Here is a 12,651-nt window from a genome sequence, read left to right as displayed (position 1 = left end):
AAATATAATCGCATAAACCACTCATGCAAAAAGCCGTAAAACACGCCGCCGGCCAAATCAGGCCGACGTTTTGACAACACCCGGGCGCTCATAAAAAGACACCCCGCGGATGCCAAAAAAACGCCAAAAATCTGCAATGAAAAAACGGAACCGCCTGCCGATCGCACACGAACGCTCCCGTCAACAATGCTCTTTTACCGCCTAAGGCGGACCTTAAAATACAAGCCGGACACAACTGCCCTTTTAGTATATGCGTACTTTTACGGTTTGTCAAGCGACCCGCCGTTTTGCAGTTCTTTCTGAAGCGTAAAGCATAGTTCGTCGGCAGCCTCCATGTCTGCTGCCTCCGCGAGAATGCGCAAACCTTTCCCACGTTTGAGCGGGCTTAGCAACACTTTTCCGTGCTGCCGTTCCAACAAAACACCCTCGCCCACGCCTGCGGGCATTTCGCCTGCAAACGCACGCAGCAGCTCACCCGGATTGCCTGCAAGCGACACCGAGCGCACAGACACTGCAAAGGCCGGCAGGCTGCGCACCGCGTCCCGCAGACGCAAACCGTTCGATTGAAGATACCCCAGTATGCGCACACCGTTTTGCAGACCGTCCCGCACCCACGGCTGACGTGCGGCCAACAAACGGGCCTCTTTATCCGCCGCGTCCGCCGGACAGGAAAGGTACCGCAGCACGCGTCTGCCATACTGTTCCGCCAGCATGTCCAGTGCGCGCGGCGCCTCATAGGGCAACGCCACGTCTTCCCCTTGCTCAAAGGCGATCATACAGCCAAGCGCCAGCGTGTGCAGAGGTGAAAGGTATGTCCCCTCCTCGTCAAAAAAGGACGCTTCACCGCCTGATGCGGTCAAATGCAGCCGCAGACCGCCGGGTGCGCAGGATAGCCCGTCCAACACCTGCGTAAGTCGCTGTTTCGCCTGCCTGTTGGCGGAGCGGACGGTAACGGACATTCCGGAAAGCCCTTCCGGTGCCAACCGTGAAAGGGCTCGCTCATAAAGTACGCTCATACCGGCAAGCTGTTCCGGTATGCCATATTCACCTGGCAGGCAGCGTGCAATCTCACCGGTGGACAGATGTGCTTCCATATCACGCTCCCACTTGCGGCAAAGCGGCAGTCCCTCGCCATCAAACAGGCGCAGCACCACCCGCGCACCCGCGGCCCGCGCAAACACACCGAGGTCGGCGCCGCAAAAAGTGGAGCAAAACACAAATTGGGCCTCAAACGCACTGCCAAAATCCAGCACCCGCGCGCCTGAAGAGAGCGCACCCGCCGCCAGTGCCTGCTTCATGGTTTTCCCCACATTGCTGCCATCGTCCCCGACGGCGACCAACCCGTGTGCGGTCACTTCTCCCGCCGCAGCGCCCAATCTTGCACAAAATTCCGGCGTGAGGTCGATGCCAACCTCACCCGTCACACCGTCATCATCGAACACACCCCGCCTGGCAGCACCGGATTTGATATTTTGTGCCGCATGTGCGCCGTCCTCTACTCGTTTTCCAGGCCAAACCCGCACACCGGGTGCAACAGACGCGTCCCGTCCGACCACCGCGTTTGCGCCGACCACCGCGCCCTCAAACAACCTTGCCCGCGCGCCGAGCGACGCACCCGCACAAACCAACACCCCACGCAATTCGCATCGCGCGCCTACGTACGCGTCCGGCAGCAGCACTGTTTGCCGGACTGTGGCCCGTGTTCCAATGGTACAACCGTCGTCCACCACCGTGTAAGGACCGATTACGGCATCTTCACCAATGGATACATTCGCACCCAAAAATACCGGTGCACGCAGCGTATACCGCCCTGCGGGCATCGCCCCTTTGACATACACACCGTTTTCCGCCTGATTTGGCAGATACGCGCTCACTTTGCCGTCCAGCAGATCAAACTGGCTTTGGATATACGCGCCGATGTCCCCGATGTCGCACCAGTATCCATCCGCGTCAAAACCATACAGAGGCATGTCCTCCCGCAGCATTTGTGGAAACAGGTCTTTACCAAAATCATACGCTTTCCCTTGCGGGATACCCGCCAGAGCCTGCGGGGACAATATATAGATACCGGTGTTCACCGCGTCGGTAACCGACTGTGACCAGCCGGGTTTTTCGATAAAACCGCGCACCCGTCCGTCCGGCGCGGTTACTACCAATCCGTATTCACGTGGGTCGGCCACATGGGACAGCAATAACGTAGCCGCCGCCCCACTCTTTTTATGGAACTGCAATGCGGCACACAGATCAAAATCGCAGAGTGCATCCCCGCTGATAACCAGCACGTCGTCGCTGCTGCTTTCTGTCGCGTTGCGCACACTACCCGCCGTACCAAGCGGCGTGTCCTCTTCCACAAAGCGCAGCGCCACGCCTGCATAATGCCCGTCGGGATACGCCCTCCGAATCTCTTCGGGCAGGTACCGGAGTGTTACGGTTGCGTGGGTAATTTCATTTTTTGCCAGTAATTCTATAATATAATTAAGCGCAGGCCTGCCGCACAGGCGCGCCATCGGTTTCGGGCAATCACAGGTGAGTGGACGCAAACGTGTTCCCTCGCCTCCCGCCATGATTACGGCTTCCATACCAGCACCCCTTTATCTTGTTTTTATGGCGACCGCAAAGAACAGATGCAAATTCGCCGTTTATCGGTACAGACTATAGTATTGCACCGGATACGGGATTTTATCGCGTCTGTTTGTCTGGCAAAAACAAGCTCATGCGAAAAACGCGCTGCCTCACGCCCTATTCTTACAAAAAAATCATGGCAAACTGCATAAAAATCAGGCCCGCAAAAATACCGGCGACCGCAAAACCGGTACGTCCGCCCGCCTGCGCGGAGGGAATCAGCCCCGCAAACGACAGATAAAGCATGATACCCGCCACCCACGCGAACAGCACGCCAAGCAGCAGCGGGCTCATGAACGGACGCAGTACAGTGAATGCCAGCAGCGCACCCAACGGTTCTGAAAGACCGGAAAGCGCTGAAAGATAAAATGCTTTCCAGCGGCTCCCCGTGCCGTAGTACAGCGGTGCGGACACTGCGATGCCTTCCGGAATATTATGCAGGGCGATGGACACCGCCACCGGCAGCCCGATATGAATATCGGCATAGCCCGCCATAAACGTAGCCATGCCTTCCGGAAAATTGTGCAGTGTCACAGCCACGGCAGTCACCGCACCCACGCGTGCCAGCGCCGCCGTTCCATCACTGGCGCTTGTGCCCCGCACAAGTCCGTTATCCGCCTGCGGCAGCACACGTTCAATGCCAAACGCGCACACAAGTCCGATGCATACAAAGGCAAGCGCGAATCCATCTGCGCCCCGTGCGCCCATCTGCTGGACAAGATGCGCCCTTGCCTGCGGCAACAGGTCCGCCATCGACACCAGAATCATCACCCCAGCGGCAAAACCAAGTGAAAATGATAAAAATCGCTTGTTCTCCCGTTTGGAAAACAGCGCAATCAGGCTGCCAACCGCCGTGGCCAGCCCCGCGCCTGTGGAAAGCAAAAATGCCTGCCAAAAACCCTGCAATTGGAACATCTCCATTCCGCCCGCATATGGGGGATATGATGAAAAACGGCTGCACATCCGCCTCAAAACCGCTTCATCTATACAAAAATGATATGAGATCTATGGGATTTGCATTGTATAAGACTCCGACATTTGCTACAATATATAAAAAGCAATCGTAACAATCCGGTGGGAGAATGTGATGGAGCAAAAGTGTAAACAAGTGCAAATCTTTACGGACGGTGCCTGCCGTGGCAATCCCGGTCCGGGCGGTTACGGTGTGATTTTGCGCTTCGGCAGCCATGAAAAGGAACTCTCCAAAGGGTTTGCCGACACCACCAACAACCGCATGGAGCTTTCGGGGGTCATCGCAGGGCTTGCCTGCTTGAAAGAGCCTTGTGACGTCACACTCTACACCGATTCACAATATGTCGCCAACGGCGTTGAAAAGGGATGGGCCAAAAAATGGCGCGCCAACGGTTGGCGAAAAAGCGACAAATCCCCTGCGCTCAACGCGGAATTGTGGGCCGAACTGCTTGATTTGCTGGAGCGGCATCATGTGCACATCGTCTGGGTGAAGGGCCATGCAGGGCATCCGGAAAATGAACGCTGCGACGCATTAGCCGGCGCAGCGGCACTTCGCTGTCAGCAGGCTCCGGCCGAAAACGGCATCTAACTGCCCGGTGTGCCCATCTGCCCATCCTTCTCGCTTCGTAATGCATAGACTGTGCCGCGCCGCAGACGCGGCGGAATTGGAGTGTTTGATATGTCCAGATTCGTATATGCCGACAATGCGGCGACCACTGCGGTCTCTCAAAATGTGCTGGAGAAAATGCTGCCTTTTTTTTCCGAAAAATTTGGCAACCCCTCCAGCATTTACTCTGTGGGACGCACGGCGCGCGAGGGACTGGACAATGCACGCAAACAGACAGCGAATGCGCTCGGCGCCAAACCGGAGGAAATTGCTTTCACCTCCGGCGGTTCGGAATCGGACAACTGGGCCATTCGCGGCGTTGCACATAAAAATATCGATAAGGGACGGCATCTCATCACCACAGCCATTGAACACCACGCCGTGCTGCACACCATGCGCGCACTGGAAAAAGAGGGCTTCTCCGTCACCTATTTGCAGCCGGAGCCAGACGGCCGCATCACGACCGCCGCGTTGGAAGCTGCCATCCGCCCGGAAACCACACTGGTAAGCATTATGTACGCCAACAATGAGATCGGCACAATTCAGCCTATTCCCGCACTCGCACAAATATGCAGAACGCATGGCATCCTTTTCCACACCGACGCGGTACAGGCAGTAGGGCACACGCCCATCAATGTGGAAAAAGACGGCATCGACCTGCTCTCGCTCTCGGCACACAAATTTCATGGTCCAAAGGGCGTCGGTGCGCTTTACATCCGCAAGGGCCTGCGCTTTCCCAATCTCATCGAGGGCGGCTCACAAGAACGTGGCCGGCGCGCCGGCACGGAAAATACGCCCGGTATCGTTGGGCTGGGAGAAGCTATCGCGTGCGCCGGCGACGGTATTGAAAAACGCATGACTCGGGTGAGCGGACTGCGCGACCGGCTCATGGATGGTCTGCTTGCCATCCCTCACACCCATCTGAACGGCAATCGAACACAGCGTCTGGCCGGCAATCTCAATATCTCCATCAACGGCATTCAGGCTGAGGGTCTGTTGCTCCTGCTCGACCAAAATGGCATCTGTGCTTCTGCGGGCTCGGCCTGTGCGACCGGTGCGGTGCAGCCGTCCCACGTGCTTACCGCCATCGGGCTGCCGGAAGATGAAGCACATGCGGCGCTGCGTCTCACACTCGACGATATCAACACGGAAGACGATGTGGATTATATCATTGAAACCATCAACCGGCTGGTCACACATCTGCGCAGTCTGTCGCCCGGATGGGAATCCATGCAAAAATAATACTCGCCTAACAGGAGGAACACGAATGGCCTTGTTTTTAAAAACCTGCACTCTGCAAACCGAGCAATACGGTTTCATCAACATCACGCACACTGTGCAGACTTTTGTTACGCAAACCGGTATACAAGAAGGACTGTGTGTCATATTCTGTCCACATACGACAGCCGGCATCACCATCAACGAAAACGCAGACTCGGATGTTCTGCACGACCTCACCTATACGTTCAACCGCGCATTCCCCAAGCTATCCGCCTATCAGCACATGGAGGGCAACTCGGATGCCCATATGAAATCCACCCTCACCGGCGCCTCCGAAACCATCATAATACACGGCGGGCGTCTTCTTCTCGGTCGCTGGCAGGGTCTCTATTTTTGCGAATATGACGGCCCGCGCGAGCGGACATTCCACATCAAGCTACTAAAAGACTGACATATGCCGTCGTAATGACCGTAAGACCCTCTTGTCCATACCCGCCATACCGGTATCATCCATAGCATCCGACTGGTTCTGCATCCTCTATTACGCCCCCCGGTCGTTCAAAACGATTGGAGGGGCGTTTATGCATTTCAAGCTATTTCTGCGTTGCGTTTTCAGTACTTGTTCTTTTAACGGATTCACCTCAAAAGTGAATAATCGGCATCAGAAACGGAAAAAACAACATCTTTGCACTGCTATAAGGTATCACTATGCGCACGCCAAACAACATCAGACAAATTGCTTCAAGAACCATGATTCGCTGCCATATTGCTGATTGTGAACGAAAAGCGTATAATCATGGAAAAATTAGAGGTATCTCTGCCGGCACAAATCCACGTACAGTTGGAAACCGTTTAAAGCTTCCGTTCAGTTGCAGAAGTATGGAAAAATATAGATGATCTATTTCATGTCGTCTGCCGTCCTGCAAGAAAGGTAAAAGCCATGAACCGTGTGGAAGAAGAGTTCCGGCATCGTCTGTTTGAACTACAGGATTTAAAATACAAAGCGTTCCATTGTAAACTCATGCCGACTGTGAATCCTGATACCGTCATCGGCGTACGCACACCACAACTGCGAAAATTGTCAAAGGAGTTATCCCAATCGCCTGAGGCGGCTCATTTTCTTACCATCCTGCCGCACACCTATTATGAAGAAAATAACCTGCACGGCTTTCTGATCGAGACCATCAAGGATTATGATCCTTGCATTGCTGCCGTAGAGACGTTTCTTCCATACATAAACAACTGGGCCACCTGCGACCTGATGTCACCCAAAGCATTTAAAAAACATCTGCCCGCACTCTATGGGAAGATACCTGCATGGCTGCAATCCGGCCGAACATACACTGTGCGGTTTGGTATCGGAATGCTGATGAAATTTTATCTGGACGCGCATTTCCGGCCGGAAATGCTGGAACTTGTGGCAAGTGTGCAGTCAGATGAATACTACGTCAATATGATGATCGCCTGGTATTTTGCAACCGCACTGGCCAAGCAGTATGAAGCCACACTGCCATACATGGAAGAGCGCCGTCTGGAAAAATGGACACACAACAAAACCATACAAAAGGCTGTTGAAAGCTACCGTATCAGTGATGAAGCAAAGAACTACCTGCGGACGATAAAGATTAAATAAGGCAGGCAACTAAAGGTGAACTCAGCCCTTCATTGTCAGCGAAATACGTTTCTTGGGCTGATCAATCTCCAGAATGCGCACTTTTATGACGTCTCCCACATTCAAAACCTCTGAAGGATGCCTGATAAACCGGTCACAAATCTGAGAGATGTGAACAAGCCCGTCCTGATGGACGCCGATATCAACAAATGCACCGAAGTCAATGACGTTACGCACCGTGCCATAGAGCTCCATGCCCGGTTTCAGATCTTTGATATCGAGGATATCCGTGCGCAGCAAAGGCGGCGGCAACTCGGCACGCGGGTCGCGCCCGGGTCTAAGCAGCTCGGCAATCATATCCTTGAGGGTCGGCAGACCAATATCCAAATTGTGAGCGAGTTTTTCATCTCCTATCTCTGTCGCTTTTTCTTTCAGGTCGCCGATATCCCCTCTTTTCACATTTTTCAAATGCAAACCGCAGATTTCAAGCAGCTTTTGAGCCGCTCCATATGATTCCGGATGGACGGATGTGTTATCTAAAACATTTTCACTTTCCGGAATGCGAAGAAATCCCGCGCACTGTTCAAATGTCCTGGCTCCGAGCTTAGCAACCTTCAACAGTTCTTTGCGGTTTTTAAAAGCACCGTTTTCCTCCCGGTACGTCACAATATTTTTGGCTACGCTGCCGCTGATTCCCGAAATATGTGAAAGAAGCGAAACGGATGCCGTGTTGAGATCCACACCCACGGAATTGACACAATCCTCAACGACCCCGTCAAGTGCCTCATCTAACCGTGCGGGCTTCAAATCGTGTTGGTATTGCCCGACGCCTATGGCTTTGGGGTCAATTTTAACAAGTTCGGCAAGTGGGTCTTGTAATCTGCGTGCGATGGAGATCGCGCTGCGAAGCGATACGTCGTATTCAGGAAATTCCTGCGCGGCCAGCTTGGAAGCTGAGTACACGGATGCACCGGCCTCGCTGACGACCATATACGCAACGTCTAGGTGATATTCTTTGATGAGCGAAGCGGCAAATAGTTCAGTTTCCTTTGAGGCAGTACCATTGCCAATTGCGATGATTTCAACATGGTGCTTTTCAATCAGCGCATGGATGGCAGCTTTTGCTTCCTCCACTTTGCTCACTGGAGGAGTGGGATAAATAACGGTTTTGTCAAGCACCTTGCCGGTTGCATCCACAACTGCGACTTTACAGCCTGTCCGGTACGCGGGGTCCAGCCCCAACGCCACTTTTCCCTTGACGGGCGGCTGCAAAAGAAGTTGCTTGAGGTTTCGGGAAAATTGTTTGAGCGCGTTTTCCTGCGCGCGCTCACTGAGATCATTGCGCACCTCCCGCTCAATAGCGGGGAAAATCAACCGCGCATAAGCGTCCCCTGCGGCCTTTTGCACAAGCGTTGCTGTGTAGGTTCCGTTTTTCACATATTTTTGATAAATAAATCGGAGTGGTTTTTCATCTTCAAGCTCTATGGAAATTTTCAAAAGGTCCTCGCGTTCGCCACGGTCACAGGCCAGCACCCTATGGCTTGGCATTTTCGCGACAGGCTCCCGATACGCGTAATACATGCGATAAACAGAGTCTTTCTCCGCGTTCCCTTTGGAGCAAAAAACGCCAAGTTGCATCGCGGCCGTGCGGATCAGCTTCCGCAGGGCGGCGTCATCGGAGATAGTTTCGGCAATAATGTCCAGTGCGCCGTCAATCGCATCCTCGGCAGAGGGCACCTCTTTTTCCGGGTTCCTGTATTTTTGTGCGGCGGCCTCAACCGCCGCTTTGCCAGCTTGCTGCTGCATGATGAATTCGGCCAGAGGCGCAAGCCCTTTTTCGCGCGCTACGGTTGCCCTTGTACGCCGCTTGGGTCGAAAGGGGCGGTAGATGTCTTCCAGCTCCGCCATGGTTTTCGCGGAATCGATGGCGGATTTAATCTCACCTGTCAGCTTTTCCTGCCCCAAAATGGCCGCTGTAATCTCTCCGCGGCGTTTTTCAAATGAGCGGAGATATCCGAGCCGTTCCCCAAGCTCCCGAAGCACCTGATCGTCAAGCGAACCGGTGAGTTCTTTGCGGTAACGCGCAATAAACGGTATCGAATTGCCTTCATCAATCAATTTTACAATGTTCTTCACATGCTGCTGTTTTAAACTGAATTCAGTTGTAAGGATTTTAATGACATCCATGGTTTTCCTCCGGCGTTATCAAGTAACACGGGTGTGAACTTGCAGTACATTTCAGAAACGTCGCCAGCCCGCTTGCCCTGTCTGCACAATGCAAGCGGTAGACGGTGATGATTATACCATTTTGAACGTTAAATTGCCATAAAACGATGGGGCGGCCTACCCGGCCATGGCCTTCCAAAATCGCAGAGATGCATCGAATCGGGCTGAATTGCGTGCTATAATACTGTTACAACTCATGCTATTCAAATAAGATAAAACAGCGGGGGCTTTATGAAAATACTGATTGACGCGGATGGTTGTCCGGTGGTCGATATCACCGTCCGGATAGCTAAAAAGCACAACGTAGAGTGCTTGATTCTCTGTGACACCTCCCACGTTTTTGAAAAAGACGGGGCCACCACACTGACCTTTTCAAAAGGTGCGGATAGTGTGGATTTCGCGCTGGTCAATCGCGTCGAGGCCGGTGATATCGTCATCACCCAGGATTACGGACTTGCTGCAATGTGCCTGTCCAAAAACGCCTTGGTCATCAATCAAAATGGCATGGCGTACACTGCCGACAACATGGATGCCTTGCTGCTTGCCCGCCACACAGCCAGAAAAATCCGGAATGCCGGCGGCAAACTAAAAGGCCCCAAAAAGAGAATGGCGGGTCAGGATGAGGCATTTGTACAAAAACTCACTGGTTTGCTGGAAAGCAGAGGCGACGCCCGATGACACCCAAGTCCAAGGAAACAACTAACTATTATGCGTATATGCTCCGCTGCGCCGATGGCACCATTTACAGCGGTTACACAACCGCTCCAACCCGCCGCACCGCGGTACACAACAGCGGACGAGGTGCTAAATATACACGCTCCCGCTTGCCGGTAAAGCTGGTTTTCACGGAACACTTTTCAACAAAGAGTGAGGCGCTCAAGCGTGAGGCAGCATTGAAAAGGCTAAGCCATGCGGATAAGCTTTCCTTAATCAAGCAGTCCGCGTATTTAATCAAGGAATAGTCTTGTTTTGCGCTGACGCGGATGGCTTAACATTTTTGAACCAGACACGTGCGCTTGCATGGACAAAAACGACCACAAAATTTCCTGTCTAACTGTTGATTTTTTTAATATGATATTGCCAATAGATGTCGAATCACGTATAATTATGAAAAAGTTGGCATTCATACCAGTTTGCAGATGTATAAGAAGGTCGAAAAATGTATTATGCGCACACAAAATCTGACCCTGAGACCAAAGAACCGTTAAATCCGGAACACTGGCAGACACTTCTCGCACATCTTGAGCAAGTTGCCGCACGCGCACAGAAATTCGGCGATGCGTTCGGGAGCGGAATGCTTGCCAACCTGTGTGGTCTGTTCCATGACCTCGGCAAATATTCCGATAAATTTCAGAGGCACCTGCTGCAAAACGGCCCACGGGTTGACCATTCCACGGCAGGGGCGCAGGAGCTTTCCCGCAGATTCGGCACGCTGGGATTTCTCTTGGCCTACTGCGTCGCCGGACACCATGCAGGTTTGCCCGATGGCGGCACAAAGGCCGCCACAGCGGACGACCCTACTCTCTCCGGTCGGCTGAAGAAAAAAGTGGAACCCTATGACGGGTACACAACAGAGCTTAATCTGGAAAAAGAAATACAAGAACTGCAACTTCCCCTCCAGCCGTTGGAGGGAGCAGGCTTCTCACTCTCATTTTACATCCGTATGCTGTACTCTTGTTTGGTAGACAGCGATTATTTAGATTCCGAAGCCGCTATGAACGGCACCGTCGAGCGAAAAATTGGCGAGGACATTCCCGCACTTGCGGTCAAGCTGGAAGAATACATCCAGCGTTTTGGGGAGCCGGATAACGACATCAATCGGAAACGCACCCAGATCTTGCGGGACTGCATGGCACATGCAGAGTGGGAAAAAGGGCTCTATACCCTCACCGTCCCCACTGGTGGCGGCAAAACCATCTCCTCGCTTGCCTTTGCACTCGAGCACGCCAAGCGGCGTGGTATGCGCCGGGTAATCTATGTCATTCCTTACAATTCCATTATTGAGCAGAACGCTGCCGTCTTCAAGAAGATTTTGGGCGAGGAGAATGTTCTGGAGCATCACTCCAATTTCAATTATGATGATTCCAGTGAGCAGCTCATTCGCCAAAGGTTGGCTACGGAAAACTGGGACATGCCGGTTATCGTCACCACGACCGTGCAGTTCTTTGAATCGCTGTTTGCCAACCGCTCATCCAAATGCCGCAAACTGCATCATCTTGCCGACAGCGTCATCATCTTTGACGAAGCACAGATGCTTCCGCTTCCATACTTAAAGCCATGCGTTCGTGCCATCGCCGAGCTGGTTTACAATTACGGCTGCACGTCGGTGCTGTGCAGTGCCACGCAGCCCGCGCTGGGTGAGCAGTTTCCCAAAGAACTGCACATGAGGGAATTGTGCAGCGGCACAGGCAAACTGTACTCGTTTTTTCGCCGCACGGAACTCATACAGGTCGGGCCGCTTTCGGATGCGGAACTTGCAAAGCGACTAAACATGGAAAAGCAGGTGCTGTGCATCGTCAACACCCGTGCACAGGCACAGGCGCTGTTCCTGCTGTTGCAAAAGGAAGGCTCTTTTCATCTCTCTACATTGATGTATCCCAAACATCGTTCTCAAGTGCTGGATGAGATCCGACAGCGGCTGCGGAACGGAAAGCCTTGCCGGGTGGTGGCGACCAGCCTTATCGAAGCGGGCGTAGACGTGGATTTCCCCGTGGTCTACCGCGCACAGGCCGGTCTGGATTCCCATATTCAGGCGGCCGGGCGCTGCAATCGCGAGGGCAAGCGCGACATCTCCCCTGTTTATATTTTTGAGCCGGAGGAAAAATACCAGAAGCATTTGCTGCATATGCAAAAACGACCGGCGGAGATTGCCTGTTCGGTCGCGGGGCAATTTGCCGACGGCGCTTCTCCGGAGGCCATTACCGCCTATTTCCAACAACTCTATCATGCGGAAAACGAAAACCTGGATAACAAGGACATCGTCAAGCGTTTTGAAGAGGGATATGAAAAAGGACTGCGGTTTCCGTTCGCGACGGTGGCGAGCGAATTCCAGCTGATTGAGAATACCACCCGTTCCGTCCTAATTGCGAATACGGACGATGCACACAAACTGGCAGAAGCACTTCGGCTGGGGCAGCGCACCCGGAAACTGCTGCGGCAGATGCAGCAATACTGTGTCAACATTTATGAAAACCATTATCAAGCACTGTATGGAGCCGGTTGCATTCAGCCCCTGGACAACGAGATCACCGAACTGATTGACATAGAGAAATATTCAGAGCAGACCGGGTTGGAGGCAAAGTCCGACACCGGCGTGGGTATATTTGTGTAAAGTGCAGAGAAGCAGGGCAAATGCCCTGCTTGTCTGCACATTTCTTACAATATAAATGAA

Annotated in this window: 10 protein-coding genes; 7 read left to right on the top strand and 3 right to left on the bottom strand. The window is 53.1% G+C overall.

Annotated elements, in window-relative coordinates; genetic code table 11:
* Positions 1 to 260 precede the first annotated feature (260 nt).
* Together ABF463_RS11790 and zupT are read right to left on the bottom strand one after the other, a co-directional pair.
* Positions 261 to 2,579: a sugar phosphate nucleotidyltransferase gene (locus ABF463_RS11790; RefSeq protein ID WP_415533838.1), complete on the bottom strand. Its 2,319-nt coding sequence runs from the start codon at positions 2,577 to 2,579 to the stop codon at positions 261 to 263.
* A 166-nt stretch (positions 2,580 to 2,745) separates the two neighbouring features.
* The gene (gene zupT / locus ABF463_RS11785; RefSeq protein WP_415533837.1) at positions 2,746 to 3,537 is read right to left on the bottom strand and encodes a zinc transporter ZupT; all 792 of its coding nucleotides are present in this window, start codon (positions 3,535 to 3,537) and stop codon (positions 2,746 to 2,748) included.
* Positions 3,538 to 3,709: 172 nt separating this feature from the next.
* Here zupT and rnhA point away from each other — a divergent pair, with 172 nt between their 5' ends.
* The 4 genes from rnhA to ABF463_RS11765 all read left to right on the top strand — a co-directional run bounded on the left by rnhA (position 3,710) and on the right by ABF463_RS11765 (position 7,055).
* The gene (rnhA, locus tag ABF463_RS11780; RefSeq protein WP_415533836.1) at positions 3,710 to 4,183 is read left to right on the top strand and encodes a ribonuclease HI; all 474 of its coding nucleotides are present in this window, start codon (positions 3,710 to 3,712) and stop codon (positions 4,181 to 4,183) included.
* 90 nt (positions 4,184 to 4,273) lie between these two features.
* Positions 4,274 to 5,443, top strand: coding sequence for a cysteine desulfurase NifS (nifS, locus tag ABF463_RS11775; RefSeq protein WP_415533835.1), 1,170 nt, complete (start codon positions 4,274 to 4,276; stop codon positions 5,441 to 5,443).
* A 25-nt stretch (positions 5,444 to 5,468) separates the two neighbouring features.
* Positions 5,469 to 5,873: a secondary thiamine-phosphate synthase enzyme YjbQ gene (locus ABF463_RS11770; RefSeq protein ID WP_415533834.1), complete on the top strand. Its 405-nt coding sequence runs from the start codon at positions 5,469 to 5,471 to the stop codon at positions 5,871 to 5,873.
* A gap of 489 nt (positions 5,874 to 6,362) precedes the next feature.
* Positions 6,363 to 7,055, top strand: a complete 693-nt coding sequence (locus tag ABF463_RS11765) for a DNA alkylation repair protein (protein WP_415533833.1) — start codon at positions 6,363 to 6,365, stop codon at positions 7,053 to 7,055.
* A gap of 21 nt (positions 7,056 to 7,076) precedes the next feature.
* On the opposite strand, the gene ABF463_RS11760 is transcribed toward ABF463_RS11765, so the two are convergent.
* Positions 7,077 to 9,221 (bottom strand): Tex family protein, encoded by a 2,145-nt coding sequence (locus ABF463_RS11760; RefSeq protein WP_415533832.1) that lies wholly within the window; start codon positions 9,219 to 9,221, stop codon positions 7,077 to 7,079.
* Positions 9,222 to 9,491: 270 nt separating this feature from the next.
* Between ABF463_RS11760 and ABF463_RS11755 the strand changes: the two genes are divergently transcribed.
* The 3 genes from ABF463_RS11755 to cas3 all read left to right on the top strand — a co-directional run bounded on the left by ABF463_RS11755 (position 9,492) and on the right by cas3 (position 12,591).
* Positions 9,492 to 9,938 carry a YaiI/YqxD family protein gene (locus ABF463_RS11755; protein WP_415533831.1) on the top strand — a complete coding sequence of 149 codons (447 nt, stop codon included), beginning with the start codon at positions 9,492 to 9,494 and terminating at the stop codon, positions 9,936 to 9,938.
* A complete protein-coding gene (locus tag ABF463_RS11750; protein ID WP_415533830.1) occupies positions 9,935 to 10,222 on the top strand; it encodes a GIY-YIG nuclease family protein in 288 nt (95 codons plus the stop codon). The genes ABF463_RS11755 and ABF463_RS11750 overlap by 4 nt, the downstream gene beginning before the upstream one ends.
* Before the next feature lie 197 nt (positions 10,223 to 10,419).
* Positions 10,420 to 12,591, top strand: a complete 2,172-nt coding sequence (cas3, locus tag ABF463_RS11745) for a CRISPR-associated helicase Cas3' (protein ID WP_415533829.1) — start codon at positions 10,420 to 10,422, stop codon at positions 12,589 to 12,591.
* Positions 12,592 to 12,651: the final 60 nt, after the last annotated feature.

The organism is Ethanoligenens sp. (genome assembly GCF_047718355.1).
Lineage (GTDB): Bacteria > Bacillota > Clostridia > Oscillospirales > Ethanoligenentaceae > Ethanoligenens.
This window is presented reverse-complemented; position numbering and strand designations above follow the sequence as displayed.

What these genes read in the sequence shown, in the direction of transcription:
- rnhA (WP_415533836.1), top strand. Translation starts at nt 3,710, where the DNA reads ATGGAGCAAAAGTGTAAACAAGTGCAAATCTTTACGGACGGTGCCTGC.
- nifS (WP_415533835.1), top strand. Translation starts at nt 4,274, where the DNA reads ATGTCCAGATTCGTATATGCCGACAATGCGGCGACCACTGCGGTCTCT.
- ABF463_RS11765 (WP_415533833.1), top strand. Translation starts at nt 6,363, where the DNA reads ATGAACCGTGTGGAAGAAGAGTTCCGGCATCGTCTGTTTGAACTACAG.
- cas3 (WP_415533829.1), top strand. Translation starts at nt 10,420, where the DNA reads ATGTATTATGCGCACACAAAATCTGACCCTGAGACCAAAGAACCGTTA.
- ABF463_RS11770 (WP_415533834.1), top strand. Translation starts at nt 5,469, where the DNA reads ATGGCCTTGTTTTTAAAAACCTGCACTCTGCAAACCGAGCAATACGGT.
- ABF463_RS11755 (WP_415533831.1), top strand. Translation starts at nt 9,492, where the DNA reads ATGAAAATACTGATTGACGCGGATGGTTGTCCGGTGGTCGATATCACC.
- ABF463_RS11790 (WP_415533838.1), bottom strand. Translation starts at nt 2,579, where the DNA reads ATGGAAGCCGTAATCATGGCGGGAGGCGAGGGAACACGTTTGCGTCCA.
- zupT (WP_415533837.1), bottom strand. Translation starts at nt 3,537, where the DNA reads ATGTTCCAATTGCAGGGTTTTTGGCAGGCATTTTTGCTTTCCACAGGC.
- ABF463_RS11750 (WP_415533830.1), top strand. Translation starts at nt 9,935, where the DNA reads ATGACACCCAAGTCCAAGGAAACAACTAACTATTATGCGTATATGCTC.
- ABF463_RS11760 (WP_415533832.1), bottom strand. Translation starts at nt 9,221, where the DNA reads ATGGATGTCATTAAAATCCTTACAACTGAATTCAGTTTAAAACAGCAG.